A 24,373-nucleotide genomic window follows, 5' to 3' on the forward strand; every position below is an offset into this window, starting at 1 on the left:
GCCCCGCCCCGCCCCGCCCCTATGGCGCGGTACTCGCCTCCAACTGCACGACCACCGCCGCCGCGATCTTCTTCCGCTCCTCCTCCGCCTCCGCTTCCTTCTTCTCCTTCGCCTTAGCGGAGATCTCCGCGATATTGGCGAGTCGCGAATTCAACGGCCCCGCCACGACCTCTTTCATCATTTCGACAAAAAGCTTGTCCTTGATTCCACCGATAATGAAAAGGAGATAATGAATCGCGTCCTCGATCGCTTCGGCGCCCGTCGCAGACATAGCCTCGTCGAAGACCTTCAGAGCCTCCCCCTTGCCAAGACGCGCGCGGTGTGTACGCACCCGGAATTTGTATGTGAAATAGGCGCTTGCGACAGCAATCAAGGCGCTACCAACATAGATCATCGCGCGCTGAATGACGTAGTTCATTTCCCCTGCTCCTTTTCTGATGGAATGCTTCGGGCGGGCGGGTTCAGGTATTCACTCACTCGTTTTCGTCCTCTTCGACTGGGACATCAGGGAATTGACGAAAGACCGGTGGTGACGGGTGAGTCCGGGGAACGTCAGCACGTGCGCGGCCATGACCTCTGCGGCCCTGCTCTGCTGTTCGTCGCCTCGGGCGTGGTCCCGGATGCGCTTGATGACGTCGTTGATGCCGCTGATCGCGTGACTGTTGCTGTCGCCCTTGGTTCGGGCGTAGAACGCGGCGGAACCGATCGAGGCGGACGCGAGCACGACGATAAGCAGCATGAGCGTTTGCATGGGTGACCCTCCATGACCGGGGGCGGTGACTCCCCAATTGGTGATGTTTATAGCATAGCAAATGTGGCTCTCACGTGGAGTGTACGAAGGAGCCAATGCGGGTGAACAGTTAGCTATCGAAACGGGCTTTCTGTTACTCTGAGGTTCACTTTTCTCGCGGCATCATGGCGCCTCAAATGGCGTATCGATGTATTCCTATGCCGCGCGCGCCAATGGCTATTCTTGTGACGTCGATAATGGTGATTGGTCGCGTTGGCGCAGCGCGTGCGGGGCGCCCTGGGGAGGGCGCCGCCTCCGGGACGCGGTCCCGCCCGCATCGCACGGAACACCCTCCCCAACAGGCTTCACACTGAAGAGCATTGATGCTATTCTTTACATGTCACGCCAAGTGGTCGGGACACCTCGCCACTTGGCCCCGGCACCACCGGAGATCAAGGACACTCACCATGTCGATGCTGACCCTCAACGACCTCGGCCCCGCGCTCGTCGCCGCGCGCACCAACCCCCAGCACACCGCCGAAGCGCGCAACCTCGACGACCGCGACACCCGCAACGGCGTCAACCAGGGCGTACCCCGCGAGCACGCGGCGGACCTGACCATCGTGCCGACCCCGGGCCGCCTGACAGTCACCGCCACCCGCGCGAACGTCCCCACCTACACCATCACCGAGCAGGGCGACGACTTCATGGTCACCATCAGCGAGGGCTACGCCCTGCCCGGCAACCGCCCGGCCCTCACCTTCCCGCGCGACACCAGCGCCAACGACTTCGCGATCAACTTCCTGCGGAAGTCGCTGCTGTAACCGGCGCGGCACCTGCGGGCCCGCGCCCCAACCCGGGCGCGGGCCCGCACCGTTCACGGCCTCACCAGCCCGACGACCAGGAGAGCAGCAGATGACCACGCCCACCGCCCCCACCCGCGTCCCCTCACGCTGGGGCAAGCACCTCGGCCCCAACTGGACCACCACGCAATTCCGCGTCCGGCTCGCCCTCGCCAGCACCATCGCGGCCGCCGCCGTCGCCTGGTCCATCGACGGACCCGTCAGCGCCGCCCTCGCCGGAACCGCCATCGCGCTCCGCGCCGCCACCAAGCCCGAACCGCCCACGCTGATCGTGATCCTGGCCGTCATCGTCCTCCTGGGCGTCACCACCGTCACCACCGGCCCGCTCTTCCTCGCCGGATCCGGCGCGGGGATCGTCCTCGGGGCGGGGCTGCTGGCCTCGCCGGAACACCGGGCGTAGGCAGCTCTGCGCGGTGTGCGGTGTGTCGCGTCCGAGACGCGGCACACCGCGGAACCGGGGCGGGAGGCAGAGGGGTGAGGTTTCTGCGACTGCCGCCCACGGGCGAGTTGCGCGCGACTGCGCACGGCACTGACAGACAAGCCCCCTCTATGCTAGTGTTGAGATGTCAAAGGGTGGATACCACCGCCCTACCAACACCGCTCGGGAGGCACCCATGCCCACCACCCCTCAGGAAGTCGCCAACTACGTCAACGGCCTCGACGGCTACACCGCGACCGTCAGCGGCGAGGACGTCACCGTCACCCACTCCGGCAAGACCGCGAAGGCCCTGCGGCGCGGCGGCATCTACATGTTCATGGACACGTCCGGGAACCTCACCGACCTCAGCATCGGCCAGTCCAACACCCCCGCGAAGATCCTCGCCACGCTGAAGCGCGAGGCGGACCTGTAAGACGCCGGATCGGGCGGGGAGGGGACGGACCAGGTCCGCCCCCTCCCCGCCTTCCGGCCCGGCCAACGGCACGGGCCGACAGCACCGGCCGACAGCACCGGAGGCGCCCGGGAGAGGGTTCCGGGGCGCGGAACTGACCCGGCATCAATCGAAGGCCCCGAGCCCTACGGAGCGGCCCGTTCCCCCTCGGGGGAACAGCCGGACGACCCGAACGGCCCCGCACCCGGGGGTGCGGGGCCGCATGGCAGGCGCGGCGTCAGCCGTTGTTCAGGAGGCCGATCACCTTGGCGCAGTAGTCGGCGACGGTGTCCGCCTCCGACTTCGAGGCTTCGGCGTACCGGCGGCTCAAGCCGTCCGCCTTGCCCGTCTCGTACTGCACGAGCATGAACCCGCCCCCGTGCTGGTTGATGCCGAACGGCTTGCCGTCCACCGTCAGGGTGCCGCGATCGAGGTCCGCACGGCGGCCCTGCTTGCGGAGCGCGTCCCGGAGCGCGACGAGCAGCCGCCCGACCTGAGTATCTGCACTGGACATCTGGATCTCCCGATCTCCCTGGTGAGGGGGTCAACTTGGTGGCGTCACGCGAGTGACCTCCACCCGCATGACGCCTAAAGCGTACCACTGGGATGCCTGAATCGGTTGAGTCGGATGTGGCCCCGCTCACATCGGCGAGACTTCGCGGTCGCTAATTCGCTATTCTTTAGTTGTCAGGTTCACCACCTGATGGACCACCAACCAGCGAGAGAAGGGGTTTTGCGATGGTGAAGAAGACCGGGAGCCACCGCCGGAAGCACATCAAGTGCCAGGTCAAGGGCTGCGACAACCAGGCGGGGACCATTCCGGGCATGGTCAACGGGAAGTTGGTCCAGGTGTGCCCGACACACCTGAAGACCCCGCCGTCGAAGTAACGCCGCGCGGCAGTTGCGGGGCCCCGGCAACGCCGGGGCCCCGCCCCCGTCTCGGGCGCGTCGGCCGCGGACGTCGAGCCGCCAGGGAAAGGGCGTCCGGGGCCGGGTATTTGGGCGGCGGATGCGGGTGGGTTCGCGGTGGTGTCGCGCTCGTGCAATGTCATTGCGGAATTACCCTAGTTGCTATATACTAGACATACTAGCGTAGGGCTCACCACCCTTCGTTCCCCCAGCGGTCTACCAGCCGCGTGCACCTCATGGAGTCACCGCCCATGTCTGGGACCAACCATCCCGCCCCCCGTATCGGGTTGGGCCTCGCCGCCCTCATGTTCGCCGGGTCCAGCACGACCCTGCTCGAATTCGCGCTCAACCTCGGCATCCCCGGAATCGAGGCGAGCACCGGCGCAACCGCCGCGATGATCACCGTGGCCATTCTCGGCTACAACCTCGCATCGGGCGCACCGCGCATCCTCACCGCCAAACTCGGCGACCGCATCGGACAGAAAGCCGTATTCCGCTACGGCCTGATTCTGTTCATCATCGCGTGCGCCGTGTGCGCGCTCGCACCCTCCGCACTCGTCCTGATCATCGGACGCGTCACCCTCGGATTCAGCGCCGCGCTGATGTGCCCGCAGGTGTTCGCGCTGATGCGGCTGGTCTACGCCCCCGGCCCCCACCTGACGCGCTCGGTCGCGCTGTACTCGGCCATCTCCGGATCGGCGGGACTGGCCGGGCAGTTGCTCACCGGCGCGCTGATCACCTTCACTCCCCCGGCGGTCGGCTGGCGGCTGGCGTTCACCCTCAACGCCGTTGCCGGTATCGCCGCACTGTGGTTCGTGCGTGCCCTGCCGGACGTCCGCACGCCGCATGTGCAATCCGGACGCCTTGACGTGCTCGGCTCGCTGCTGGTCTCCGCCGGTCTCGTCGGGATCACACTCCCGCTCGCGCTCGGGAGTGACGACGGCTGGCCGCTGTGGACGTGGGCCATGATCGGCGCTGGCGTCGCGTTGATCGCGCTGTTCGCCGCGCACCAGCGGTACCGCGCGGCGCGCGGGCGGGTGCCACTGCTGGACCTGCGGGTGTTCGCGCACTCTCCGGGGCTGGTGCCCGCGCTGGGTTCGGTGGCGGTGTACTTCGTGATCCTGTCGGGGTCCGCCCTCGGCTACGCGCTGTACCTGGAAGCGCGCGGCTGGTCGGCGCTCGAAGTGGCGTCCGTCTTCGGGGTGCTGAACATCGGCTTCCTGTGCCCGCCGCTGGTGGAGAAGCCTTTCCGCAAGCGGTTCCCGTCCGTGTCCGTGGCGGTGCCCGGTGGTCTGCTGATGATCGCGGGGTTCGGCATGGTCGGCGCGGTGGCGCTGGCGTGGTCTGTGCCGCTGTTCATGGCCGGTCTGGTGGTCGCGGGGCTCGGCATGGGCCTGTCGATGGCCGCCGTGTGGGACGACGCGACGGCGGCGGTCCCGGAGCGCCACGCCGGTACCGGGTCCGGGCTGACCAACACCATTCAGGAGAACGGTTCCGCGCTGGGCGTGGCCGTGGCCGGGATCGCCTACTTCGGCGCGCGAACCGCAGCGTTGGGCCTGGTGTGGGTGTCGGTGCTGCTGATCGCGGCGGCCGTGGCTCAGACGGGCCTGTCGTGGCTGTACGGGCGGCGGATGGCCGCGCGCGAGCGGAGTTAGGGGGTTCGGCTGGCGGTTGGCCTCCCCTTCCCGCGTGGGGCGCGCGGGCGGGGGTGCACCGCGTGCGCCGAGCGGCAACGCGCCGGGGGGACACGGCGGATCGGACACCGGCGGATCGGGACGGGCGCACCCGGCCTCACCGGGTCCGCTTTCGGACGCCTCCCCGGCCGGGGCCGCTCCGCCCGCGCGCACAACTCCCCGGCCGCGCACGCCACGCGCGCCCAAGCAAGCACACCCCGGCGACCCGTCACACCCAGCGACGGCGACGGCGGGTACAGGGGGGCGACCCGACCCATGCGCGAACTCGCCGATCACGCCCCTATCAACTGCTCCGTATGCTAACCTTTAGGCATCAGTTCACCACGCGGGTTTCACCACCCTGCCACCAAGGGAGCCCCGCCATGGGTCAGATGAAGAAGGCTCACGCCATCGGCGCTTACAACGACGCGGGAACGCGCGTCAATCAGTGGCAATACGACGTCGGCAGCGACACCGGCCACTACAACCGCGAAGTCATACGCCTGAAGAAGTCATTCCGGATCAGGGAAGCCGAGTTCGTGAGCGAACTGCCTGACCGCATCGGACGCGCCTGACCGCCTGACGGCCTGTCGCCACCCGAGCGGTTCGGGTGGCGACAAGCTCCGGCGTGGCGGCGCTAGTGCCGGTTGGCCCACGAGGCGATCACGTCGGCCATCGTCTGGGCGATCTCCGCGTTGCTGTGCCGGGCGGGCACGGCGGCCAGGTTGCGCTCATCGCGACTCGCCCGCGCGATGAAGTTCCCCGCCTCCTCGTCCCACAGCACGCCGAAGCGCAGGCCGCGAAAGACGATCTGCGGCCCCTCGCCCCTGGCCTCGTTGCCCAGAATGCTGCGGACCTCTGCCGCGATCGGAATCACGCGCCGCTGCTGCCTGTCGCTCATAGTCGATCTCCTGGTGAGGGAGGTGATTGGTCGGATGCCCCCGGGGACCGGTTGGCCCATATGGTGACACTTAAAGAATAGCAATAGTTAAGAGTCGTCGCAACCATTAATCGCGCCCCGCACGCCCAGCCGACCGCCAGAGCGCCGGAGCGCCGGAGCGCGGGGGAGAGGGCGGACGGGCCCGGCCTTCCGCGAGCCGAGGCCAGAAGGACGGGAGTACGGGGGGTTGCGAAAGGTAAGCACATGACATAGTCTTTACACATCACCACGACGGGGAAACCACCCCGGAGGGTGCCACCAACTTGGAGGACCCATGACGTCCCTGCGCCAGCTGGTCGAGTACATCAACGACCGCTACAACGCGGGCTTCAGCATGCAGGGCGACGGCTTCGCCGAGAACTCCAGCGGCACCGTGCTCATCGAGCTGACCCGCGAGATCAAGGTCAAGAACGGGCCGTCGTCCTCCCGGAACAACCCCCGGGGCGTCATCGCGGACGACCTGAACCTCAGCCGCTGACCCATCGTCCTGGCCGCGCCCGCCCACCCACGGACGGGCACGGCCAGGACGGCCACCCGACGAGGCCGCTGGCCCCGACGCACACCGTGCGCCGGGGCCAGCGGCATCAGCACGCCACAGCAAACCACCGCGCCCACGGGGGCGCCGGGGAGAGGGCGGGAGCGCGGGGCGCCTCCTCCCCCGCGCGCGGGCGCGAGCCCGAGGGCAGCGGAGGCGGACACTTCAGGAGCGGCGGCGGACCTTGTCCGCACAGCGCTCGATGATGCAAGCGTCGGAGTCGGAGGGGGCGAACGCGGCCAGGGGCGGCGCCGTCAGCTCGTCCGCGTCGACCAACAGGATGAGCCCCCCGATGGCCTGCCAGACCAGCGCGAAACGCCGGGTGTTGACGGCGATGGCCTCCCCGTCCCCGGAGGCTCCCAGGTCCACGGGCAGACGCGCGGTCAGTGCGGCGAGGTGCTCGGTCGGCTGGTCGCGGTCCACCAGGTGGGCGGTGCGCGGATTGCTGGCGGCCGTCCGGGTCGCGCTCTCCTGGATCTCGTTCCACTGCTCATAAATGCTCATGGGGGATGTCCTTCCGGGGAGTGGTGAACGTCCGGCCGGGTGGTGACCCTCGGCGGATGACGGCGTGCGGAGCGCGGCGGCGCCCCGTGGGGGCGGTAACCGATCAACGGGTCTCGCGATACATCCACTCCGACAGCGAAAACCCGTCCTCGTATCGCGCCACCTCGTCCGCCTCGCCCTCGTCCCTCAGCGCCTCGCGGATCTCCCACTCCTCCACGACGTAGCGCACGCTCACCGCGTCCAGCCCGGTCGCACGCGGGTCGATGATCAGGAACCCGCCCGGCGTCAGGGACATGCGCGAGAAGTTCTCAGGGTCGATGTCGCCGTCGACGAACACAGCCGGTTCGCCGTACAGCTCCCCCACCGTCGCCGTGAAGGGCTCCGGCAGCAGCGCCCGCATCCGCGCGACCGTCGCCTCGATGCCGTCCCATTCGACGCACACGGCACCGTCCGCACGCAGGGCGGCCACCTCGGCGGCGAGAGCGGCGGGCAGCTGCATGGGAGACCTCCACAAGCGAACCGAAGTGATGCGTCAATCATAGCGATACTCTGAGGATACGTCAATACGGGTAATGGCGTTCAAGGCCTCCGCAGCCGGGACGTTGGGGAGAGGGAGGCCGGACGGGCCCGGTCGGCGCCGGATTCGCGCAGAGCGACACACCGAACGGCTCATGTGCGCTATTATTTAGACATACCACTAAGGGCTCACCACCCCGAAGGAGACCACTCATGGACCCCGTTCAGATCGCCCGCGAGATCGGCAGGCAGGCCAACGCCACCGGCAGCCCCGCCCGAGGACACGTCACCGCCTCCGGCGCACACGTCTGGAACGACGGCACCGCCTATCTGGTCGAAGTGACCAACGGCGGCCAGTCGTTCGGCCTGTACCCCATCGACGGCAAAGGACGCCGAGGGGACGCCATCGCCACCGCCGAGGCGGACCGAGGCGTCACGGTCGTCGCCGAGGCGCTGCTGGCCTACCTCCGGCAGCCGTAGACGCCAACCCGCTGCGGGCGCGCCCGCGCCCGCAGCGGCCCCGGTGGCGCGGAGCTCGGCCGCGCGTCCGCTCGGGCGCTACACCGCGCGCGCATCCTCCAACTTCCACACGCCATGCCACTTCTGGAAGTGCGCCGCATCGCGGACCACGTTCGCCAGGTGGCCGTCACACGACGCCCAACCATTCACCAGCCACGCCGGAACCTCGGACGAGCAGCACCCGGCACCTCCGAAGTGGCAACGCGCGTGACCGATCGCCGACAGGTCGTTCTCGGTGATCATGTACGGGCGAACCGTGATCGGGTTCTCCTCCACGGTGGTGCGGGCGACAGAGCCGAGGTTCGCGATCATGGTGCGTCCTTCCTGGCGAAGACGGCGCAAGCGATCCGCCATCTCTCCGGGGTGGTAATCCCGAGTTGGTTACTCAATACTATGTCATAGCGTGCCATTCCGCAACACCGTGCGCACTATCGACCTCCACCACCCCGCATGCCCGACGGCACGCACGGCAGAGGGGGCCGCGGGGGCGAAAAAGGCAATGACCGCCCACCGCCACCCGGCGCGGAAACCCCACCCCCGCCCGGAGATTCGCCCGCCCGGCGGCCAACTCCGCAGGAAAAACTAGTGACATACAGGTAAACATGCGCTATTATTGAAGCATCAGGGTTCACCACCCTGCTTGGCCCTTCACCAGGGAGTACGACCATGAGCCGCAGTCATCCCCGTTCGCCCCATCCCCGCATGGCGCTGGCGGTCCTCCTCGGGTCCACGTTCATCGTGGTCCTGAACCTGTTCGTCACCACCGCCGCACTGCCCGCGCTGGCCGCCGATCTTCACGCCAACACGGCAGCCCTGGAATGGGTGAGCGCGGGCTACGGGCTGGCGTTCGCCGCCGCGCTGATCATCGCCGCGCGGCTGGGTGATCTCCTGGGGCGTCGCGTCGTGTTCTTCTGGGGGCTCGTCGCGTTCACCCTGGCATCGCTGGCGTGCGCGGCGGCTCCCACCGTCACCGTCCTGAACGGCGCACGCATCGCGCAAGGCGTCGCCGCCGCCCTGATGGGTCCGCAGGTGCTCGCGCTCATGTCCGCCATGTTCACCGGCCATGCCCGCCGCCGCGCGTTCGCGCTGCAAAACACCGTGGTCGGCGCGGCAGGCGTCAGCGGTCAACTGGTCGGCGGTCTGCTGATCACCGCCGATGTGGCACACCTGGGCTGGCGGCTGGTGTTCCTGGTCAACGTCCCCGTCTGTCTGCTCGCGCTGGTTCCCGCGTGGCGCTGCATCCCCGAGTCGCGCGCCGCCGATTCGGGGCGCGGCGTGGACCTCACCGGCGCGGTTCTCGCGGCGTCGGGTCTGGCGGGCGTGGTGCTGGCCCTGGTTCAGGGGCGGGAGTCCGGTTGGCCGCTGTGGTCGTTCGCGGTGCTGGGTGCGGCGCTCGCGGCTCTGGTGATCTTCGTTCGCCACCAGGGGAGCCGTGCGCGTCGGGGCCGTACGCCGCTGCTAGATCTGACGGTCTTCGACTACCGGGGCTTTGGCGCGGGTCTGGCGGGCGTCGGCGTGCTGTACGCCGGTAGCGGTGTGCTGTCGGTGGTGCTGTCGCTGTACTTGCAGCAGGTCAAGGGCCTGTCCGTGCTGGCCGCTGGCGGGGTGTTCGCGTTCCTGAACGCCGGGTTCCTGCTCATGTCGTTCGTTCAGGCGAAGCTGACGCACCGTTACGGCGTGGTCGTCGCCGCCTTCGGCGCGCTGGTCCTGACGGCCGGGTATGCGGTGCTCGCGGCGTCGGGCATGGTCGGCGGGTTCGGCGCATGGCTGGTTCTGGCTGTCGGCCTGGTCGTCGCCGGGGCTGGTCAGGCGCTGGTCAATGGGGCGCTGACGGCGTCGGTCACGGCGAGCGTGGACCACCGGCACACGGGCGCGGCGTCGGGTGTGCTGATGACCGTTCAGGAGGCGGCAACGCCGCTGGGGGTGGCGATCTTCGGGCTGGTGTACTTCGCGGTCTGGGGCGGCTTCGTGCCGACGCTGCTGTGTCTGGCCCTGTCGGCGCTGGTGGCCGCGCTGTTCGCGCGGCGTCACGCGCGGCAGGTGGGCGGCGCGGACGGTGGCGCGTCCGTGGGCGTGGACGGTGGCGCGTCTGGGAGCGCGAACGGTACCGGTTCCACCACGACCGGACGGCGGCGCGGCAGCAAGTACCGGTATCGCGGACGGCACCGCCGCCCCCGCCGTCACCGACGGTAGGCACGCGCCCCCGCCCCCTGCGGCAACCGTCGCCGGGGGCGGGCCGGGCCGGACGGGCGCGGGTGCGGGTCCGGCGGACACGCACGGATCCGGCGGACAGACGGACCGGGGAAGGGTTGCGAGGCAAGGAGGGCGAACACCCAACCCGCCCGCATCCGTGGCGGATTCAACGGCGGCGGCCACCCGGGCAACCAAGGCGGCCGGGACGACCGAGACCCGGCCCCGGAGCTCGGGACGGACCCCGTCCACCCGACACCCTCCGGCCCGTTCGGCAACCCCAAGATCAACCGGGACGCTAGGGACAGGGGGCGTCACCCCGACCCCGCCGCGGGCGTGTGGCGCAACGGCGGCCGCGCGCACGGCGCTTGGCCCGCCCGACCCGCGCATCGGGGCCGGGCGGGCCAAGCGCCGTGGGGCGTCCTACCGTCCCGGCTCCGCCTTGGGACGGAAGCACTTGGAGCACACCAGACCCACCCGAGTGAGCTTGAACTTCTGGTTTCCGCAGTGGGGGCAGGTGAAGCCGAGGGCGCGGGTGATCGCACCATCGGCAAGGCTGGTCAACGCGTGAAGTGCGGCAGTCATGGATGTCTCCTTGGCCAAATGGGGTGGTGAACCTAACTGCCTTACATCTAAAGATTAGTGCACTGACAAGGCGTTTGACAACCCGTTGAGCACCACCCTTCAGCCGCACACCCCCAACGGCACCCCCAACCCGCCCTCCTGGCCACCGTTGCGGCAGGCAGAGGGGGCGCGGGTCCCCCAGGCGGCAGCGGCGAACCCCCACCGGCCGCCACCGGGATATCCCCCCAAAATGTTCCGCATAGACGCATCATGTGCTATGCTTTAGAAATCAGCCGTTTCTGGGCTGACCACCACCCGGGCTCACCACCCACACCGAAAGCGGAGACTCACCATGTCCGCCACGTCCAAGATCCCCATGCCTGCGGGCGCACGACTCGCCATGATCGTGCTACTCGCCGCATCGATGATGGGGACACTCGACTATCGCGGCGTCACCATCGCCGTTGACCCCATCGCGCACACGTTCCACACCACGAACGCCGTGACCCAATGGGTCATCCTCGCCTACACCATCGCCAACGCCGCACTGATCATCGCGTCCGCCAGCCTCGGCAGGCGGCTCGGACAGTGGCGCATGTTCGAGGTCGGGCTAGCCGGATTCGTCCTGACGTCCCTGGGGTGCGGGTTCGCGCCGTCCCTCGGCGTGCTGATCATCATGCGCGTCGTGCAAGGCGCGTGCGCCGCCCTGATGATCCCCCAAGTGACGGTCCTGCTGTTCGGACTCGCGCCCGACAACCCCGACCGCATCCAAGCGGTCAACACCAAGGTTTCGACCGTCACCAGCGCCGCAAGCCTGTCCATCCTCGGCTTCCTGATCTCCGCCAACATCGCCGGTCTCGGCTGGCGCGCGATGTTCCTGATCAACGTCCCCATCGGCATCGCGGCCATGATCGGCGCGCGCAAGATCCCCCACAAGGCCCACCACGAGCCCTACAGCGGCGGACGGTTCGACCTCGGCGGGATGCTGCTGCTCAGCGCCGGGCTCGCGGCGGTCGTCTTCACCGTGGTCGAGGGACGCGCGGCCGGATGGCCGCTGTGGTCCCTGATCATGCTGCCCGCTGGGCTGCTGCTGCTGTTGGGCTTCTGGCACCACCAGGGACGCCGGATCACTGCCGGACGCGAGCCGCTGATGGACACCCGCGTCTTCCACCGCCCCGGATTCGCCTACGGCGTGGTGGCCATGACCTTCCTGCGCGGCAGTTCCGCCGCCGTTCAGTTGGTGCTGACCCTGTTCTTGCAGCAGTACCACGGATGGTCAACAACCCTGGTGGGACTGGCGTTCACCGCCCTCGCGCTGGGGACGATCGCCGGTGCCCACACCATCGATTGGACGCACCGCCGCTTCGGCGCGCACGGTGTGCCGCGCCTGGGCATGATCGCCCGCATGGTGTCGCTGCTGCTCCTCGGTGTCGTGGGCGTCACCGGCGTCGCGCACCTGTCAGAGGTGGCGCTGTTCATCATGGGCGCGGGGCAGGCGTGGATGTACAACGACCTTCGGGTTTCGCTGCTCGGCAACCGCAAAGGCCCCAAGTCGGTTGCGGCGGGAGTCGTGGAAACCACCGAATTCCTCGCGGGTCCGATCTGGATTGCCGTCTTCGGGTTGGTGTTCTTCGCCTACAGCATCACCGTCGGATTCCTGGCAAGCGTCGCATTCGCTGTCGCGGTGTCGATCGTGCTCGAACTGCTGATGATCCTTCACCGTCGCGGACACGCCCGGATTCCGGCGGACGGCTGAGGGGGGGCGCGCCGCCGCCCCTGTCGGGTGGTGTCACCGGTCCGGGTCCCGCCGCGTGGGGGAGACCCGGACCCTGCCGCGTGCGGGGAAGCCAAAGGGGCGGCCGGGCGCAGCTGGCCGGGCGGAACGCGGGCACGCACGCGAACACCGCCCCGGGCCGGGCACCCGGCCCGCCACTCCCCCGCGGCGAGCGACCGGGGCGCGTGGCACAGGGTGTTTCAGCCGGGCCCGCGTGCGGACGCACCCGCCGGAACGCCTTCGGGGGCGTCACCCGCACACAGCGGACGACGCCCCCGAAGGGTCGGTCACTTCCTGGTCGTCCGTCAGGCGTCGTCGCCCTCGTCACGCGGGTCGGTCTGCTCCCCGGTCAGGGCCTCCCCCGGGGTGAACGTCCAGCTCGAACCGGTCTCGGCGTTCAGCGCGTCCGTCGCTTCCTGAAGCTTCTTGATGTCGTCGCCCTTGGCCATGACAGCCTCCTTCACATCGCGGGTTTTGGTAGCGAGGCCCGGTGATGACCTCACGACTAAACAGTAGCTGCATATCAACCACTAGTCAACTCGCCTGACGGCCAGCGCTCGCCAGGCGCACCCGGAAGGCCGGGGAGAGGGTGCGGCGCGAACCCACACCCTCAACCCCCTCCCGGAGACAGCGCGCGGCGCCCACCGCCCCGAACACCCCAAGGCATTCCCCCCAACGCCCTCGACTGATATCCTTTAGATGTCAGTGCAACCACTGGCGCACACCACCACCCCGCTCCTTCACCAGGAGGCTCCGCCATGGCCAAGAAGGCTCTTCAGGCGTTCAGGGACGTCGTCGACACCGCCGACGGCGACAACTACAACCAGCCCGGCGCCGACGCCGAACGCGAGATCAACGACGCCCTCACCGATCCGGCCGCCACCGTCGTGCACAGCGACGGCACCCCGGTTACCACCCAGACCATCACCGCCCGCGACGGCGACGGCTACCGCGTCACCCGCGACGGCATCACCACCCGATACACCTTCTTCACCAACCTCACCGTCTGACCCCCACCCGCACCACCAGGCGCCCGCCCCACCGCACCACGGGGCGGGCGCCGCCCCTGACAGCAGGCGGCCCCATGGCAGCAGGGACGCGGAGCAGAGGGAGCAGCTCGGCCCCGCCCCCGACCCGGACCGCGCCGCCACACCTCGACAGCCGCGCGCCGACAACCGCTTGATATCAGTGCGCGAACTTACTATGGTTTAGTCGTCGGACCAACCAGCCGATGCGGTCACCACCGCCCGCCCCTTCACCAGGGGAGCTCTTCCATGAGCATCGCCAGTCGCCTCTTCGACATGGCCGGACTCCACGGCTCCGCCGTGCGATCCGAAGCCGCCGCCTTCCACCGCGAGATCCTCGCGGAACTCAACAAGGGCGCCGCCCACGTCAGCCGCACCTCCCCCAACTGCGGGGAAACCGCGCTCTTCATCAAGGGCAAGCGCGCCAACGACGTCGTCACCTCCGACGGCCGCCACACCGCCGCCAACTGGTACACCACCTACTGGTACCAAGGCGTCGGAGAGCAAGCCACACCCCGCCCCCGGGGCAGCGGCAGCACGCCCGCAGAGCGCTACTACAACGGCCGGGGTGGTGAGACCTACTGGCTTCAGAAGGAGGTCCAACGCGTCTCCGGCCTCCCCGTCGACCCCCGGGGCCCCGCCTTCGGTCTCCGCGTCACCCCCCAGGAGGCCGAGCAGGGACGGGCCCGCCTCGCCGCCCGGGGCTACGTCCTGCTTCAGACCGAGATCGGCGCGTACAACGTCTACCCGCCCGGAACCGACCCCGGCAGCGTCGACCCCGACAACCTGAGCAAGCCCGGCGCAACCAAGGCCGTCGGCGTCTTCAACAACGTCGACTGACCCACCCCCGCCCAAGAGAGAACGGCGCCCCCGGCACCCCACGCCGGGGGCGCCGCCTGGCCAACCCCCACACCCGCCCCCGACCCCGACCCTGACCGGCACCCCAACCCCCGCAACCCGCCCGGCCGTTCCCGACGCACCCACACCACGGGGGCGCGGAGCAGAGGGTGGCACGGGGCCTCGCCGCCACGCGACACATCCGAAGCCTCCAACGCATTGCCACCCACGCACCCATGATACTACTATTTACACGTACAGATCATTGGGTTACCACCCAATGGGGCCACCACCCCGACCGAACACGGAGCACCCCATGCCCAACGCCGCCACCCTCCCCGGCATCGCCGCCGCCCTCGCCGAGCTGCGCACCACCGCCACCGACCCCCAGAGCCCCGACATCGCCCCGGGCATCCTGGTCCTCCTCCCCAGCCCCACCCGCCTCGACATCAACCCCGTCCACGGACAACACACCTACTCGATCCTGGACGCCGGATCGAGCCTCGTCCTGCACCGCGACGGCCGCCCGTTCACCAGCCGCCTCACCAAGGCCGCCACCACCGACCGGGACGCCGCCACCCACTTCCTCAGGGTCGCCAACCTGTAGCCACCCGCCGCCCCCTCCCCCGCCCACGCCACACCACCACCGGGAGCCCCCATGACAGACCACGCCACCACCTTCGGATTCGCCCGCGCCCTCCACCACGAGGACGACCCCGACGCACCCCGCTTCGGCCTCGACCTCACCAAGGACGACCGAGGACGCCACCCCAACGGCCCGGACGACCAGGGAGAGCCCTACTCGGTCGAGACCACCACCCAACTCACCAGCCACCCCGGCCCCCAGGAACTGATGCACCGCCAGACCCCGCGCGCCTGACCGCCCGTCGCCCCGGCCGCACACCCCCCGCGGCGCGGCCCGGGGCGACGCCGCGCCCCCGCATGGACTGAGACGCCGGGGAGAGGGTGGCGCGCCGCGGCGGCACCCGCCCCGCCGCGACATAAGGCGATATCGCGCAGGCGCATACTGCCTTGCAGGTGATACTATTTAGTCGTCACCGGTCGTCGGCCCTTGCCAACCGGTGACGACCCCCGGCCCACCACCGGGACACCGACACCAACCCGGGAGCACCCCCATGGGAAAGATCACCGACGCCCTCACGGCCAAGGCCAAGGAAGAGGCGGGAAAGCTGTGGCTCAAGGGCCGCAAGAAGGCCGAAGACGCCGCAAAGGCCCAGTGGGACAAGATCGTCGAGACCTGCACCAAGCGCCTCGACGACCGCCGCGCCGCCACGGAAGAGACCCGCAAGATGAACAAGGAGGCCACCGACTGGGCCCGCAGCGTCAAGGCGGGCGAAGTGTGGTTCTTCGGCACCGCCCGCGCCCACTTCATCACCGCGCCCAACGGCAAGCCCGCCACCCAGAACGGTGACGGCAGTTGGGGCATGTCGCCGATCCAGGCGTACCACACGTACGTCAAGCCCGACGACGAGAAGACCAAGCCCCGCCGCCCCTGACCGCCCGACCCCGGGGGCGGTCCCCCGCGCCCACACGCGCGGAGCCCGCCCCCGGAAGCCCCACCACACGGCCCCGCCCCCGCACCGGGGAGCGGGGCCGCCGCCACATCCGCCGACCGCAGCGGGGGCGCGGGGCACAGGGAGGGGCTTTCCGGCGAGCAGCCCGCGCACACGGGCGCGGGCACGGGCGCGGGGACCGTCACGCCTCCCGGCGCACGGCCCCCGCAACCCGCTTGACGCGGCGTCAGAACACGATGAAGCCGTCCGCGTCCATCGCCAGCAGGAAGGTCAGGAGGTCCGTCACCTCGACGACCTTCACGGCCTCCATCCGGCAGCCGCCGAGTTCCAGCACGGTGCCGCTGACCGCCTCCGCATCCGGAGCCAGGACCACGATCGTCCCCTCGCCGCCGTGGTAGGCGCAGACGAACCTGACCAGGAAAGCCCGGTGGCCCTCGCCGCCGCCGACCCGGGTCTGAATGGTGGTGTCCATGGAAGTGTCCTCCCGTTCTGCGGTGGTGTACCGCGTTTTGGTATCTCAATCATAGCAATACTCCGCACTAACGTCAACTGCCTCCGGGTCGCACGAAAGCCCAGCACTCACCGCACCAGGGACGGCAATGGGGGCGGCATGCAAAGGGAGGGACGGGGCCGGAGCTCGCAACCCGCCGGGCGCGCAACCCGCCCGCGAAAACCTCGAACCACGCTTTACGTAAAGCGGCCACATATGCTATGATTGAGTTACCAGCCACCAAGAGGAACCAGTTCGGAGGACCCCATGTCCCGCATCATCGCCGCCCTCGCCGCCCTGTTCACCGGCCGCAACGTCACCCTCTACGCCGTCGAGTCCAAGACGGGCAAGGGCACCGGCACCTACCGGATCAACGGGACCCCCGCCGACGCCGACGCCATGCTGAAGCCGCTGATCAAGGACCACAAAGTCACCACCACTCGCGCGACCAACGCCACGGTCACCATCGCGAGCGACAACGGCCACCCCCTGACCCTCACGGCACCGGCGGGCATCGACTACGCCGAGTACACCAAGCTCCTCCGCCGCGTCGGCACCGACGGCACCACCGTCAAGCGCTGACCCCGCGCGCGGGGGTCCCAACGGACCTCAGAACCCCGACCAGCCCCCACCGTGCACCGGCCTTGCCCTGCGCGGCGGAGGCGCGTAGCAGAGGGGGGATTTCGGGTGCGGCGACGCCGGAACCCCGGGATCACGATGCCAACCCGCTAGCCTCCCCGGCCATATGCGGCCCGGGCCTGCGACCGCCCGCACATGCCATGTGGCCCCCGGCACCAACGCACCGGGGGCCACATACGGATGAGGCGGTCCGCGGCGAACGACGCGCCGAGGACCGCCCCGCCCTCACACCGCGCCCCGCGGAGCGCACCCCGGCCGCCTCGGCGCCCAGCCGAGCCGCCAGGGCGACCGGGGCGGCCAGGACCGCCGGGGCGGCCGGAGCGGCCGGAGCGGCCAGGGCCCCTCACTTCTCCAGCGACTCACTGACCCAACCGATGATCTCGCGCGGCGAGGCCAGCACGTCGAACGCCGACGCATACCCCGCCGCCAGCAGATACAGCCCGGCACGCGCCTGGTCCGCCACCTTCGAAAGCGCCGAACGCGCCGACTCCGTGGCGTCCATGACGGAGCGCGGCAACCCCAGCACCCCGCCCATCCCGTCGAACGCCTCCCCCGCCGTCAGCGACGGGAGTGCCAGCCGGTACGCCACCGTCAGGGCCTCCCACCCCTGCGCCTCATTCCCGGGGCTCAGCATCGCCGCAACCGCCGCGACCGTGTGGCCGTCGGTGTGCTCCATGCCGCCGCTCGCCATGGCGGAGACGGCGCGCGCGACGGTGACGGCGTACTCGGTGACGACGACCGGACCAGCAGCGGATGCAGCGGACATGAACCCTCCCGGGCGTCAGAACGGTGGTGTTCCCGTTTTCTTGGTGACTTAAATATAGCAATCAGCACTAGCAGTGTCAATAAGCGAGAAGCCTGCGCGGCGCCACCCACCCGGGACCTAGCAGCAGGGGTGCGGGGCAGAGGAGGGAACCGCTCCCCCAGGATCAGAAACGATCTTGACGGGTCAAGCGTCGGCGTCCTCGTCGTCCGCCATGAGCTTCGCGTACACGGACGGATCGAACCCCTCCACCATGTCCGCGACGCCCTCCAGCAGCGCACTGACCTCCTGCAACCGCGCAGGCAGCCCCTTGACATCCTTGGAGTCAAGCGCGTTCGCCGCCGCCTCCGCCTTGTCGAACTCGCGCCGGATCTCCTCGCCGCCCACACCATCGACATCACCGGCCAGCGCGACATTCACCAACTCGCGCACCGAATCGACCATCTCGTGAACTTCGGCGATCGCAGTCATCGCGCCCATGGCGGCCCTCCTCCACTTTCCCTATTGCTAGTATATAGTCATCACCTTTGGGTGTCAACACCCCGGATGCCTCACCACCACAGGATCGGAGGGCGGAGTGGGCGCGGGGCAGTGCACGCGCCCAACTGCGGGGCCCGGGGGCCGCCCTGCACCCCCGGGGCGGCACTCCCCCCAGGGGGAAACACCGACCCGCCGTCTCACACCTGCGCGCCCACCTCGCCCGCGTACACCAGGCCCCGGAACAGGTGCCCGCGCAGCAAGTCACCGCAGTAGTCCGACGCGTCCGCGTAGTACTCCGCGAAGGCGAACGCCACCACCGCCGCGGCCTCCGCGCCCGGACGCCCCAGGCCCCGCGCCCGCACCGCCGACGCCACCGCCGCGACCACGACGTCATACGCCGGGTCGGGGCCGTCGCCGTCGCTGTCGTGCCCCGGGATCAGCTCATGCGGCATCAGCCGCTCGGCAACCCCCATCGCCGCCCGCACCCCGTCCGGATCGCCCTCCGCCGCCCCCGCCATCCACGCCTCAAGCCCCGCGACCTTCGCCGCGTCCGCCTCCAGCTCCGCGCGCGAACGCAACCGCAGACGCAGGGCCGCAACCACGGGACCGTCGAACTCGGCGAAGTCGATCATGGAAGGCTCCTCCCGGAGAACGTCGAGGCTGGTCAACGCCCCATTTGGTACTACTAGTATAGAGTCATCAGTATCTTGGCGTCAACAGTCACCCCCCGGCCACCCCTCACCACCCCGCACACGCCAACAGGGCGCCGGGTACAGGGCGTTCGGGGCGGCAAAAAACAGGGCGGCGGCGGGGAGCGCCGCCCTCCAACGACACGCCCCGCCGCCACCCCTCACCCGCAGGCGATCACCGCCCGCCCGCGCCCCACGTCAGGGTGTCCACCGTGGCAGCGGTCCCCGCCGCCGTCCCCGTGACGATCTTGCCGTCGGTCGTGGTCACGGTGAAGGTGAACCGGAACTCACCGTCACCGTTGTCCGCCGGGTCCGTCTCCCAGGTCTGCGTACGGACACAACCGGGCTTCACCGTGCCGCCCAGGGAGACCGCCGCCGCCACCCGGTCCAACTGCGAGGGGTTTAGGTCCTTCGCGTAGACCTCGGCCACGCCGGGGGCCGAGTCGGTGACCGTGTTCTCGCCGGGGTCACCCGCACCCGCGCGGGGGGTGTAGAAGAACGGCCGGTTACGGGGCGTCATCTCGGTGATCGCGCGCCCACCCTCCAGCTTCGCCGCCGACAGCAGCGACCGCACCTGACCCTCAGCACCCGTCTCCGGAGGCGTGCACACGTACGCCGGGCTCGCGGGGGTCGGGCTCGCCGAGCTGGACGAGGGGGACGGCGACGCGGAAGACGGGGACGCCGGGGACGCGGGAGCGGTACGCGCACCCGTCGCGGCGGGGCTGGTCACCGGGGTCGCGGAGACGCCCGCCTGCGGCTGGCTGCCCTGTCCGGTCAGCGCGAACGCGGCACCGATACCGGCGCCGAGAAGGGCCGCGACGATCACGACGATGACCTGACGGAGAGTGGGCTTGCGCGGTGCGTTCATGGCGGTGTCTCCTCCGGGGTGGTATCCCCTTGTTTGGTAACTCAAGCATAGCATATGATGCCGAATGAGCGCAACAGGTCGCGCGAGAGAAGACGCCCCATCCGACAACGACCCACAGGGCAGCCAGGGATAGGGAGCTCCAGTCCGCGACACAACCCGCTTGGCGCTCCGGAGACTTCACACTCTCAGAATGTGCTATGGTTTAGACGTCAGTCACCAGCTGACGCCCCCTCACCACGGGAGAACCACCATGAACCTCGCCGACATCCGCCGCGCCCTCACCGGCGCGGGCTACACCGTCACCGACTGGACCACCGCGCGCACCGACCTGACCAAGCACTACACCAGCACCGAATACGCCCAGTCCTTCGCCCCCAACGGGCTCAAGATCACCCGCGCCGACAAGAGCGCCAACGGCTACGTCATCGCGCGCACCATCCCCGCCAGCCACACCAAGCCCGCCCGCAACGCCTTCTACATCCTCGTCAGCCTCGACGTCCGCGACGACGTCCCCGCCTCCCTGGACGCCGCCGACGTCGTGCGGGCCTTCGACGCCGTCATCGACATCGAGGTCAGTTGGCAGAACAAGCGCCTCTGACCCCCACTCCCACCAGGGAAAGCCATCCCACCACCAGCGCACCAACACCCACGAAGGGACACCAACTCATGAACGACCGCGAGATCGAAGCCATGCGCGCCAAGATCGAAGAACTCACCCGCACCAAGCTCGGGGCTCGCAAGATCCGCGAGGGCTTCGAGTTCGACGGCTCCAAGTTCCGCGTCAGCTACGAGAAGGACGGAACCGAGCGCTTCGAAATGCAGTTCTGGGGCACCTACGGCAAGGGGCGTTTCGACTGGGTACAGGGCCGATGGGGCCGCCTCAACGAGACAGCCGAGGCGATCGCCACCGACTACGTGATGTGGATCAAGGACATCCTCCCGAACAGCTACGCCAACTACATCGGCAACTCCGCCACCGGCAACGCGGACGGCGGAGTACTGCCCCCCGAGTTCAAGTAGTCCCGCCCACGCCCCCACGGGCACGCGCTGAGGGGCGGGGGGTGGTGATGGGCGCGACCCACCAAGCCACCGACCCCGCCCCTCGGCGCAGGCAAGCACGGGAGCAGCTGCCGACCGTCAGCCGCCGGGACGGCCATGCAGAGGGGGCGGCCGCGCGCCCCTCCCGGTGCGCCGGGCCGTCCCAATGCCAGGGCCACCGCACGCCAACCTTTTCGTGACAACTGGGCGCATGAATGATATGATTTGGCAGTCATCTCGGCGGGGGTGTCTCCCCCGCCGAACGCCACAACCCGGCTCACCACCGGGTCACCAACCCCGAAGGGGACCCCACCATGGCCAAGACCGACCCCGAGCGCCTGAAGGTCCACCGCTACAACCGCCTCGGTCACCACGCCGACGACTACACGTTCCCCGCCGGAACCACCAGGGCGCAGGCCGAGGCCACCATCGCCCACTGGGAGCGCACCAACGGCGGACACATCATCTGGGCCAAGCCCGGCGTCACCCCGCCGCAGACCCACACCAAGGACTGAGCACCGCACCGCCGTCGAGCCCTCCCCCAGCACCACCGGGGGAGGGCTCGCGACAATCCAACGCACCCGCAACCACAGGCGTCGAAGCGGCCGAGGCGCGGGGCAGAGGAGAGATGGGGGGCACGGGGGGCACCGCGAGGGACGCGACCAGCCAGGCCCAACCGCACCAGCGCGGGGTTCGGGGCACTCGGCCCCGAACCCCGCGCGGTCCGCCGCTACTTCGTCTCGGTGGGCGTGCTCCGCCCGTGCGGCGTACACACCACCTCGCCCAGGTGGTTGATCGGCAACCACCTCTTGATCGAGCAGTGTGGACACCGACCCTTCGTCGGCTTCTTCGGCTGCGCGTTGTCCTTCGCCATGTCAACTCCCTGGTGACGGGAACGGGGTGGTAACCCCGAGTACCAAACCCTTGATTGAGCGACCCGAAGAACTCGCGAACGCGAACCCCGGGCACCGCATGACGCCATGACCCCTTACACCCGGATCACCTTCGGGTCGATCACCGCGACGGCTTGGGCAGCCGACCCGGGTCGGGCTGGCTGGTGCCGCCGTGGCTGGTGTCTTTGTCGTCGTCAGGGTCCGGCGACGAGGACAGGAACGCACCATAAATGATCATGAAAGTCTCCTCCCGCAGTGACGCGAGGCTGGTGATGCCCCGTTCTGGTATTGCTATTCTATAGCAGTCATCCACGGTGTGGCAATCCATCCGCCACTCAAACACCGACACACCACAAGGGCGCCGGGAAGAGGGGGTCAGGGGGCGTGAGAACACCTCACGCAACGCCGGTGCCCCCAGGGAAACCCCGAGGACACCGACCCGAACCACAGTCACGACCAACCCAACGGCCGGGCGGACGGGCCTTACTCGCCGCTACCGCTCCCCCACGTCAGACGAGTGATCCACGCCGACGTACCCGCCGCCTCACCCCGCACCGCCTTGCCGCTCGCGGGCGTCACCGTGAACACCACGTCGAACTGACCGCCATTGTCCACCGCATCCGTCTTCACCTGCGTGATCTTCACGCACCCCGGCGACGCCAGCCCGTCCAGCGTCACCGACGCCGCGACCTTGTCCGCATCACCCGACGCGCCCTGACCGGGGTAGAACTCCGCGACGCCCGGCGCCGAGTCGGTCACCGTGTCGCCGTACGGGTCGCCCGGACGGTGCGTGAACAGGAACGGCTGCCCCGCCTTCGTCGCCTTCACCAGCCCCTGGCCACGCCCCGCCTTCACCTTGGCCAGGAAGTCGGATATCCGCTGCTCCTGCCCGTTCTCCGAGCACGCGGCCGGTGCCGGTGCCGACGCCGACGCGGACGGCTTCGGGGATGCGGAGTGGTGACCGCCACCGGAGGTGGCAACGATCACTCCGATGACGACGCCAAGGACGGCGACGGCCGCGACAACCACAATGACGATCTTGGTTCGCGCGGCGGTGGTGCCGGATGTGGTGGCCATAACCGAATCCCCTCCGAAGGTGACGCCCTTACCTGATATCTTAATAATAGCAGTTTGGGTAACCTGTCGCAACTACCTGGGTCGAGCAATCCCCGACCGGCCCGGGGTTGCCTGGAAGAGGGAGGGGCTTGGCCGGGCCCGGAGTTGACGGCCGGGCGCGCCCGCCCCGGACCTAGGCGGCGAGCTCCGCGAACAGCTCCGGATCGACACTCTCGGCCAGGTCCACAATCCCAGCGAGGCGCGCGCTGACAGCCTCAAGCCGCGCGCCGAAGTCCTTCGACAGCGGGTCGAGTTCGGCCGCCTCCGCCTTGGCCTGCGCGAACTCGGCACTCACCACGACGGCGTCAAGCGCCCCGACCAGCTCGGCCATGGACGCGATCATCTCGTTGACGCTGGCGATCTCCTGGATGGCGTTCATCGCGGACCTTCCTCCACCTCATCCCCTCATTGCTAGTATATAGTCGTCACGTGTCTAGTGTCAACACCCTGGGCCGCGCGCGTCGCCGCCCTACCCGCAGCCAGGTCGCGCGGCACAGGGGGACAGTCTGGCCTCACCGCAACCCACCCCCGGAAGCCCCCAAGCTATTGTCAATACGCATTCATTCTGCTACTCTTTGAGTGTCAGGGAAACCACCCTGATGCGGGCACACCAACCCGCGACCTTTCCCAACCCCCTGGGGTAGTCATGAGCGTGATCAAGAAGGTACTCAAGAAGGCAGCGACCAAGGTGGCCGACACCATCGCGCCCGAGTACTGCCACACCCACCGCACCACCAAGCTCATCCCCCTGCGCGACGGCGGCGCCTACTGCCCGACCTGCAACGGCAAGTAGCCCCACACGACACCACCACACACCGCTGCGGGCCCGGCCGACCGGCCGGGCCCGCAGCAGGTTTGCCGCACCGCCCGAACACCCCCGCCCGCACCGAGGTGCGCCGCCAGATGGGGCGGCGGGGAAAGGGTGGCCGCCTCCCGCGCTCTGCTTCCCCCACGCAGGGCGGCCCCCGGCGCAACGCCGGGGGCCGCCCCACACGCGCGAGCCCCTACGCGGGCCACCCGATCGAGCCGTCACCCACGACGCCCCCGACGAACGCGCCCCACGCCGACGGCGACAGCATCAGCGCCGGGCCGTGCGGGCACTTGGAGTCCCGCACCGGGACCACCCCGACCGCCGCAGCCCTCGGCTGCCACTCCACGCAGTTCCCCCCGTTCCCGCCGCTGTAGGAGGACCTCACCCACGGACCCGCCGCCGCATCCAGAACGTTCATCGTGCAACTCCTTCCCCTGACGACCGGCGAGGCCAGACCAGCCCCACCGGATGACCTCTAAATCATATCACTCAAAGGTTAAAGCGCAATCAAAATCGCCGACCCACCGCCACACCGCCCGCACACCACGCGCGGGGACTCAAGGCCGCAGCCCGCAGCCCCGAGCCCCCTCACCCCTCACCCCT

General features: G+C 69.2%; 37 protein-coding genes. 20 read left to right on the forward strand and 17 right to left on the reverse strand.

Going from position 1 to position 24,373, the window contains the following annotated elements:
• Positions 1-19: 19 nt before the first annotated feature.
• Positions 20-418, reverse strand: a complete 399-nt coding sequence (locus BIV57_RS18200) for a hypothetical protein (protein ID WP_071657903.1) — start codon at positions 416-418, stop codon at positions 20-22.
• 51 nt (positions 419-469) lie between these two features.
• Positions 470-751: a hypothetical protein gene (locus tag BIV57_RS18205; RefSeq protein ID WP_071657904.1), complete on the reverse strand. Its 282-nt coding sequence runs from the start codon at positions 749-751 to the stop codon at positions 470-472.
• Between the two features lie 446 nt (positions 752-1,197).
• Between BIV57_RS18205 and BIV57_RS18210 the strand changes: the two genes are divergently transcribed.
• From BIV57_RS18210 to BIV57_RS18220, 3 genes are all read left to right on the forward strand, one after another.
• Positions 1,198-1,554, forward strand: a complete 357-nt coding sequence (locus BIV57_RS18210) for a hypothetical protein (protein WP_071657905.1) — start codon at positions 1,198-1,200, stop codon at positions 1,552-1,554.
• A 91-nt stretch (positions 1,555-1,645) separates the two neighbouring features.
• On the forward strand, positions 1,646-1,993 hold the full coding sequence (locus BIV57_RS18215; RefSeq protein ID WP_071657906.1) for a hypothetical protein: 348 nt from the start codon (positions 1,646-1,648) through the stop codon (positions 1,991-1,993).
• A gap of 214 nt (positions 1,994-2,207) precedes the next feature.
• Entirely contained in the window at positions 2,208-2,444 is a 237-nt protein-coding gene (locus tag BIV57_RS18220) for a hypothetical protein (protein ID WP_071657907.1), read from the forward strand.
• 256 nt (positions 2,445-2,700) lie between these two features.
• Here BIV57_RS18220 and BIV57_RS18225 read toward each other — a convergent pair whose 3' ends face one another.
• Positions 2,701-2,976 (reverse strand): hypothetical protein, encoded by a 276-nt coding sequence (locus BIV57_RS18225; protein ID WP_071657908.1) that lies wholly within the window; start codon positions 2,974-2,976, stop codon positions 2,701-2,703.
• Between the two features lie 224 nt (positions 2,977-3,200).
• On the opposite strand from BIV57_RS18225, the gene BIV57_RS25320 reads away from it, so the two are divergent.
• The 3 genes from BIV57_RS25320 (at position 3,201) to BIV57_RS18235 (ending at position 5,619) form a co-directional block, all read left to right on the forward strand.
• Positions 3,201-3,350 (forward strand): hypothetical protein, encoded by a 150-nt coding sequence (locus tag BIV57_RS25320; protein ID WP_175548791.1) that lies wholly within the window; start codon positions 3,201-3,203, stop codon positions 3,348-3,350.
• Between the two features lie 272 nt (positions 3,351-3,622).
• On the forward strand, positions 3,623-5,026 hold the full coding sequence (locus BIV57_RS18230; RefSeq protein ID WP_175548792.1) for an MFS transporter: 1,404 nt from the start codon (positions 3,623-3,625) through the stop codon (positions 5,024-5,026).
• A 401-nt stretch (positions 5,027-5,427) separates the two neighbouring features.
• A complete protein-coding gene (locus BIV57_RS18235) occupies positions 5,428-5,619 on the forward strand; it encodes a hypothetical protein (protein ID WP_071657910.1) in 192 nt (63 codons plus the stop codon).
• A gap of 62 nt (positions 5,620-5,681) precedes the next feature.
• On the opposite strand, the gene BIV57_RS18240 is transcribed toward BIV57_RS18235, so the two are convergent.
• Positions 5,682-5,945 carry a hypothetical protein gene (locus BIV57_RS18240; protein WP_071657911.1) on the reverse strand — a complete coding sequence of 88 codons (264 nt, stop codon included), beginning with the start codon at positions 5,943-5,945 and terminating at the stop codon, positions 5,682-5,684.
• Positions 5,946-6,258: 313 nt separating this feature from the next.
• On the opposite strand from BIV57_RS18240, the gene BIV57_RS18245 reads away from it, so the two are divergent.
• On the forward strand, positions 6,259-6,462 hold the full coding sequence (locus BIV57_RS18245) for a hypothetical protein (RefSeq protein ID WP_071657912.1): 204 nt from the start codon (positions 6,259-6,261) through the stop codon (positions 6,460-6,462).
• A 222-nt stretch (positions 6,463-6,684) separates the two neighbouring features.
• Here the strand turns inward: BIV57_RS18245 and BIV57_RS18250 are convergent, their stop codons facing one another.
• Both BIV57_RS18250 and BIV57_RS18255 read right to left on the reverse strand, forming a co-directional pair.
• Positions 6,685-7,023, reverse strand: a complete 339-nt coding sequence (locus tag BIV57_RS18250; protein WP_071657913.1) for a hypothetical protein — start codon at positions 7,021-7,023, stop codon at positions 6,685-6,687.
• 103 nt (positions 7,024-7,126) lie between these two features.
• Positions 7,127-7,522, reverse strand: a complete 396-nt coding sequence (locus BIV57_RS18255; protein ID WP_071657914.1) for a hypothetical protein — start codon at positions 7,520-7,522, stop codon at positions 7,127-7,129.
• Positions 7,523-7,752: 230 nt separating this feature from the next.
• Here BIV57_RS18255 and BIV57_RS18260 point away from each other — a divergent pair, with 230 nt between their 5' ends.
• On the forward strand, positions 7,753-8,019 hold the full coding sequence (locus BIV57_RS18260; protein ID WP_071657915.1) for a hypothetical protein: 267 nt from the start codon (positions 7,753-7,755) through the stop codon (positions 8,017-8,019).
• 78 nt (positions 8,020-8,097) lie between these two features.
• Here BIV57_RS18260 and BIV57_RS18265 read toward each other — a convergent pair whose 3' ends face one another.
• Entirely contained in the window at positions 8,098-8,370 is a 273-nt protein-coding gene (locus BIV57_RS18265) for a hypothetical protein (protein WP_071657916.1), read from the reverse strand.
• 390 nt (positions 8,371-8,760) lie between these two features.
• Here BIV57_RS18265 and BIV57_RS18270 point away from each other — a divergent pair, with 390 nt between their 5' ends.
• Entirely contained in the window at positions 8,761-10,251 is a 1,491-nt protein-coding gene (locus BIV57_RS18270) for an MFS transporter (RefSeq protein ID WP_071657917.1), read from the forward strand.
• A gap of 420 nt (positions 10,252-10,671) precedes the next feature.
• Here the strand turns inward: BIV57_RS18270 and BIV57_RS25325 are convergent, their stop codons facing one another.
• Entirely contained in the window at positions 10,672-10,833 is a 162-nt protein-coding gene (locus BIV57_RS25325; RefSeq protein ID WP_175548793.1) for a hypothetical protein, read from the reverse strand.
• Positions 10,834-11,164: 331 nt separating this feature from the next.
• Between BIV57_RS25325 and BIV57_RS18275 the strand changes: the two genes are divergently transcribed.
• Positions 11,165-12,568 carry an MFS transporter gene (locus BIV57_RS18275; protein WP_071657918.1) on the forward strand — a complete coding sequence of 468 codons (1,404 nt, stop codon included), beginning with the start codon at positions 11,165-11,167 and terminating at the stop codon, positions 12,566-12,568.
• 323 nt (positions 12,569-12,891) lie between these two features.
• Here the strand turns inward: BIV57_RS18275 and BIV57_RS25330 are convergent, their stop codons facing one another.
• Positions 12,892-13,035, reverse strand: coding sequence for a hypothetical protein (locus BIV57_RS25330; RefSeq protein ID WP_175548794.1), 144 nt, complete (start codon positions 13,033-13,035; stop codon positions 12,892-12,894).
• 309 nt (positions 13,036-13,344) lie between these two features.
• Here BIV57_RS25330 and BIV57_RS18280 point away from each other — a divergent pair, with 309 nt between their 5' ends.
• The 5 genes from BIV57_RS18280 to BIV57_RS18300 all read left to right on the forward strand — a co-directional run bounded on the left by BIV57_RS18280 (position 13,345) and on the right by BIV57_RS18300 (position 15,965).
• A complete protein-coding gene (locus tag BIV57_RS18280) occupies positions 13,345-13,596 on the forward strand; it encodes a hypothetical protein (protein ID WP_071657919.1) in 252 nt (83 codons plus the stop codon).
• 264 nt (positions 13,597-13,860) lie between these two features.
• A complete protein-coding gene (locus BIV57_RS18285) occupies positions 13,861-14,451 on the forward strand; it encodes a hypothetical protein (protein WP_071657920.1) in 591 nt (196 codons plus the stop codon).
• 313 nt (positions 14,452-14,764) lie between these two features.
• Positions 14,765-15,055: a hypothetical protein gene (locus BIV57_RS18290; protein WP_071657921.1), complete on the forward strand. Its 291-nt coding sequence runs from the start codon at positions 14,765-14,767 to the stop codon at positions 15,053-15,055.
• A gap of 51 nt (positions 15,056-15,106) precedes the next feature.
• Positions 15,107-15,328 (forward strand): hypothetical protein, encoded by a 222-nt coding sequence (locus BIV57_RS18295; protein WP_071657922.1) that lies wholly within the window; start codon positions 15,107-15,109, stop codon positions 15,326-15,328.
• Positions 15,329-15,584: 256 nt separating this feature from the next.
• A complete protein-coding gene (locus tag BIV57_RS18300) occupies positions 15,585-15,965 on the forward strand; it encodes a hypothetical protein (protein ID WP_071657923.1) in 381 nt (126 codons plus the stop codon).
• A gap of 244 nt (positions 15,966-16,209) precedes the next feature.
• On the opposite strand, the gene BIV57_RS18305 is transcribed toward BIV57_RS18300, so the two are convergent.
• The gene (locus BIV57_RS18305; protein WP_071657924.1) at positions 16,210-16,455 is read right to left on the reverse strand and encodes a hypothetical protein; all 246 of its coding nucleotides are present in this window, start codon (positions 16,453-16,455) and stop codon (positions 16,210-16,212) included.
• A 285-nt stretch (positions 16,456-16,740) separates the two neighbouring features.
• On the opposite strand from BIV57_RS18305, the gene BIV57_RS18310 reads away from it, so the two are divergent.
• Positions 16,741-17,055 (forward strand): hypothetical protein, encoded by a 315-nt coding sequence (locus BIV57_RS18310; RefSeq protein ID WP_071657925.1) that lies wholly within the window; start codon positions 16,741-16,743, stop codon positions 17,053-17,055.
• Between the two features lie 400 nt (positions 17,056-17,455).
• Here the strand turns inward: BIV57_RS18310 and BIV57_RS18315 are convergent, their stop codons facing one another.
• From BIV57_RS18315 to BIV57_RS25340, 4 genes are all read right to left on the reverse strand, one after another.
• Positions 17,456-17,878, reverse strand: coding sequence for a hypothetical protein (locus tag BIV57_RS18315; protein ID WP_071657926.1), 423 nt, complete (start codon positions 17,876-17,878; stop codon positions 17,456-17,458).
• 183 nt (positions 17,879-18,061) lie between these two features.
• Positions 18,062-18,355: a hypothetical protein gene (locus BIV57_RS18320; protein ID WP_071657927.1), complete on the reverse strand. Its 294-nt coding sequence runs from the start codon at positions 18,353-18,355 to the stop codon at positions 18,062-18,064.
• 197 nt (positions 18,356-18,552) lie between these two features.
• A complete protein-coding gene (locus BIV57_RS25335; protein ID WP_071657928.1) occupies positions 18,553-18,987 on the reverse strand; it encodes a hypothetical protein in 435 nt (144 codons plus the stop codon).
• Between the two features lie 232 nt (positions 18,988-19,219).
• Positions 19,220-19,912, reverse strand: a complete 693-nt coding sequence (locus tag BIV57_RS25340) for a hypothetical protein (RefSeq protein ID WP_175548795.1) — start codon at positions 19,910-19,912, stop codon at positions 19,220-19,222.
• A gap of 250 nt (positions 19,913-20,162) precedes the next feature.
• Here BIV57_RS25340 and BIV57_RS18340 point away from each other — a divergent pair, with 250 nt between their 5' ends.
• From BIV57_RS18340 to BIV57_RS18350, 3 genes are all read left to right on the forward strand, one after another.
• Positions 20,163-20,510, forward strand: a complete 348-nt coding sequence (locus tag BIV57_RS18340; protein ID WP_071657931.1) for a hypothetical protein — start codon at positions 20,163-20,165, stop codon at positions 20,508-20,510.
• Between the two features lie 68 nt (positions 20,511-20,578).
• Positions 20,579-20,932: a hypothetical protein gene (locus BIV57_RS18345; protein WP_071657932.1), complete on the forward strand. Its 354-nt coding sequence runs from the start codon at positions 20,579-20,581 to the stop codon at positions 20,930-20,932.
• Between the two features lie 332 nt (positions 20,933-21,264).
• Positions 21,265-21,465, forward strand: a complete 201-nt coding sequence (locus tag BIV57_RS18350) for a hypothetical protein (protein WP_071657933.1) — start codon at positions 21,265-21,267, stop codon at positions 21,463-21,465.
• 861 nt (positions 21,466-22,326) lie between these two features.
• On the opposite strand, the gene BIV57_RS18355 is transcribed toward BIV57_RS18350, so the two are convergent.
• A complete protein-coding gene (locus BIV57_RS18355; RefSeq protein WP_071657934.1) occupies positions 22,327-22,920 on the reverse strand; it encodes a hypothetical protein in 594 nt (197 codons plus the stop codon).
• 172 nt (positions 22,921-23,092) lie between these two features.
• The gene (locus tag BIV57_RS18360) at positions 23,093-23,338 is read right to left on the reverse strand and encodes a hypothetical protein (protein ID WP_071657935.1); all 246 of its coding nucleotides are present in this window, start codon (positions 23,336-23,338) and stop codon (positions 23,093-23,095) included.
• Between the two features lie 273 nt (positions 23,339-23,611).
• On the opposite strand from BIV57_RS18360, the gene BIV57_RS25345 reads away from it, so the two are divergent.
• Entirely contained in the window at positions 23,612-23,752 is a 141-nt protein-coding gene (locus tag BIV57_RS25345; RefSeq protein ID WP_175548796.1) for a hypothetical protein, read from the forward strand.
• 211 nt (positions 23,753-23,963) lie between these two features.
• Here the strand turns inward: BIV57_RS25345 and BIV57_RS18365 are convergent, their stop codons facing one another.
• A complete protein-coding gene (locus BIV57_RS18365; RefSeq protein WP_071657936.1) occupies positions 23,964-24,188 on the reverse strand; it encodes a DUF397 domain-containing protein in 225 nt (74 codons plus the stop codon).
• Positions 24,189-24,373 lie beyond the last annotated feature (185 nt).

It is taken from the genome of Mangrovactinospora gilvigrisea, from assembly GCF_001879105.1.
Classification (GTDB): domain Bacteria; phylum Actinomycetota; class Actinomycetes; order Streptomycetales; family Streptomycetaceae; genus Mangrovactinospora; species Mangrovactinospora gilvigrisea.

Excerpts from the sequence above, each read along its gene's own strand:
- BIV57_RS18275 (WP_071657918.1), top strand. The coding sequence starts at position 11,165 with ATGTCCGCCACGTCCAAGATCCCCATGCCTGCGGGCGCACGACTCGCC.
- BIV57_RS18285 (WP_071657920.1), top strand. The coding sequence starts at position 13,861 with ATGAGCATCGCCAGTCGCCTCTTCGACATGGCCGGACTCCACGGCTCC.
- BIV57_RS18340 (WP_071657931.1), top strand. The coding sequence starts at position 20,163 with ATGAACCTCGCCGACATCCGCCGCGCCCTCACCGGCGCGGGCTACACC.
- BIV57_RS18265 (WP_071657916.1), bottom strand. The coding sequence starts at position 8,370 with ATGATCGCGAACCTCGGCTCTGTCGCCCGCACCACCGTGGAGGAGAAC.
- BIV57_RS18345 (WP_071657932.1), top strand. The coding sequence starts at position 20,579 with ATGAACGACCGCGAGATCGAAGCCATGCGCGCCAAGATCGAAGAACTC.
- BIV57_RS18310 (WP_071657925.1), top strand. The coding sequence starts at position 16,741 with ATGTCCCGCATCATCGCCGCCCTCGCCGCCCTGTTCACCGGCCGCAAC.
- BIV57_RS18225 (WP_071657908.1), bottom strand. The coding sequence starts at position 2,976 with ATGTCCAGTGCAGATACTCAGGTCGGGCGGCTGCTCGTCGCGCTCCGG.
- BIV57_RS18245 (WP_071657912.1), top strand. The coding sequence starts at position 6,259 with ATGACGTCCCTGCGCCAGCTGGTCGAGTACATCAACGACCGCTACAAC.
- BIV57_RS18365 (WP_071657936.1), bottom strand. The coding sequence starts at position 24,188 with ATGAACGTTCTGGATGCGGCGGCGGGTCCGTGGGTGAGGTCCTCCTAC.
- BIV57_RS18350 (WP_071657933.1), top strand. The coding sequence starts at position 21,265 with ATGGCCAAGACCGACCCCGAGCGCCTGAAGGTCCACCGCTACAACCGC.
- BIV57_RS18210 (WP_071657905.1), top strand. The coding sequence starts at position 1,198 with ATGTCGATGCTGACCCTCAACGACCTCGGCCCCGCGCTCGTCGCCGCG.
- BIV57_RS18230 (WP_175548792.1), top strand. The coding sequence starts at position 3,623 with ATGTCTGGGACCAACCATCCCGCCCCCCGTATCGGGTTGGGCCTCGCC.
- BIV57_RS18250 (WP_071657913.1), bottom strand. The coding sequence starts at position 7,023 with ATGAGCATTTATGAGCAGTGGAACGAGATCCAGGAGAGCGCGACCCGG.
- BIV57_RS25325 (WP_175548793.1), bottom strand. The coding sequence starts at position 10,833 with ATGACTGCCGCACTTCACGCGTTGACCAGCCTTGCCGATGGTGCGATC.
- BIV57_RS18255 (WP_071657914.1), bottom strand. The coding sequence starts at position 7,522 with ATGCAGCTGCCCGCCGCTCTCGCCGCCGAGGTGGCCGCCCTGCGTGCG.
- BIV57_RS18295 (WP_071657922.1), top strand. The coding sequence starts at position 15,107 with ATGACAGACCACGCCACCACCTTCGGATTCGCCCGCGCCCTCCACCAC.
- BIV57_RS18300 (WP_071657923.1), top strand. The coding sequence starts at position 15,585 with ATGGGAAAGATCACCGACGCCCTCACGGCCAAGGCCAAGGAAGAGGCG.
- BIV57_RS25340 (WP_175548795.1), bottom strand. The coding sequence starts at position 19,912 with ATGAACGCACCGCGCAAGCCCACTCTCCGTCAGGTCATCGTCGTGATC.
- BIV57_RS18200 (WP_071657903.1), bottom strand. The coding sequence starts at position 418 with ATGAACTACGTCATTCAGCGCGCGATGATCTATGTTGGTAGCGCCTTG.
- BIV57_RS18290 (WP_071657921.1), top strand. The coding sequence starts at position 14,765 with ATGCCCAACGCCGCCACCCTCCCCGGCATCGCCGCCGCCCTCGCCGAG.
- BIV57_RS25320 (WP_175548791.1), top strand. The coding sequence starts at position 3,201 with ATGGTGAAGAAGACCGGGAGCCACCGCCGGAAGCACATCAAGTGCCAG.
- BIV57_RS18305 (WP_071657924.1), bottom strand. The coding sequence starts at position 16,455 with ATGGACACCACCATTCAGACCCGGGTCGGCGGCGGCGAGGGCCACCGG.
- BIV57_RS18355 (WP_071657934.1), bottom strand. The coding sequence starts at position 22,920 with ATGGCCACCACATCCGGCACCACCGCCGCGCGAACCAAGATCGTCATT.
- BIV57_RS18280 (WP_071657919.1), top strand. The coding sequence starts at position 13,345 with ATGGCCAAGAAGGCTCTTCAGGCGTTCAGGGACGTCGTCGACACCGCC.
- BIV57_RS18240 (WP_071657911.1), bottom strand. The coding sequence starts at position 5,945 with ATGAGCGACAGGCAGCAGCGGCGCGTGATTCCGATCGCGGCAGAGGTC.
- BIV57_RS18360 (WP_071657935.1), bottom strand. The coding sequence starts at position 23,338 with ATGAACGCCATCCAGGAGATCGCCAGCGTCAACGAGATGATCGCGTCC.
- BIV57_RS18205 (WP_071657904.1), bottom strand. The coding sequence starts at position 751 with ATGCAAACGCTCATGCTGCTTATCGTCGTGCTCGCGTCCGCCTCGATC.
- BIV57_RS18220 (WP_071657907.1), top strand. The coding sequence starts at position 2,208 with ATGCCCACCACCCCTCAGGAAGTCGCCAACTACGTCAACGGCCTCGAC.
- BIV57_RS25335 (WP_071657928.1), bottom strand. The coding sequence starts at position 18,987 with ATGATCGACTTCGCCGAGTTCGACGGTCCCGTGGTTGCGGCCCTGCGT.
- BIV57_RS18315 (WP_071657926.1), bottom strand. The coding sequence starts at position 17,878 with ATGTCCGCTGCATCCGCTGCTGGTCCGGTCGTCGTCACCGAGTACGCC.
- BIV57_RS18215 (WP_071657906.1), top strand. The coding sequence starts at position 1,646 with ATGACCACGCCCACCGCCCCCACCCGCGTCCCCTCACGCTGGGGCAAG.
- BIV57_RS18270 (WP_071657917.1), top strand. The coding sequence starts at position 8,761 with ATGGCGCTGGCGGTCCTCCTCGGGTCCACGTTCATCGTGGTCCTGAAC.
- BIV57_RS18260 (WP_071657915.1), top strand. The coding sequence starts at position 7,753 with ATGGACCCCGTTCAGATCGCCCGCGAGATCGGCAGGCAGGCCAACGCC.
- BIV57_RS18320 (WP_071657927.1), bottom strand. The coding sequence starts at position 18,355 with ATGGGCGCGATGACTGCGATCGCCGAAGTTCACGAGATGGTCGATTCG.
- BIV57_RS18235 (WP_071657910.1), top strand. The coding sequence starts at position 5,428 with ATGGGTCAGATGAAGAAGGCTCACGCCATCGGCGCTTACAACGACGCG.
- BIV57_RS25330 (WP_175548794.1), bottom strand. The coding sequence starts at position 13,035 with ATGGCCAAGGGCGACGACATCAAGAAGCTTCAGGAAGCGACGGACGCG.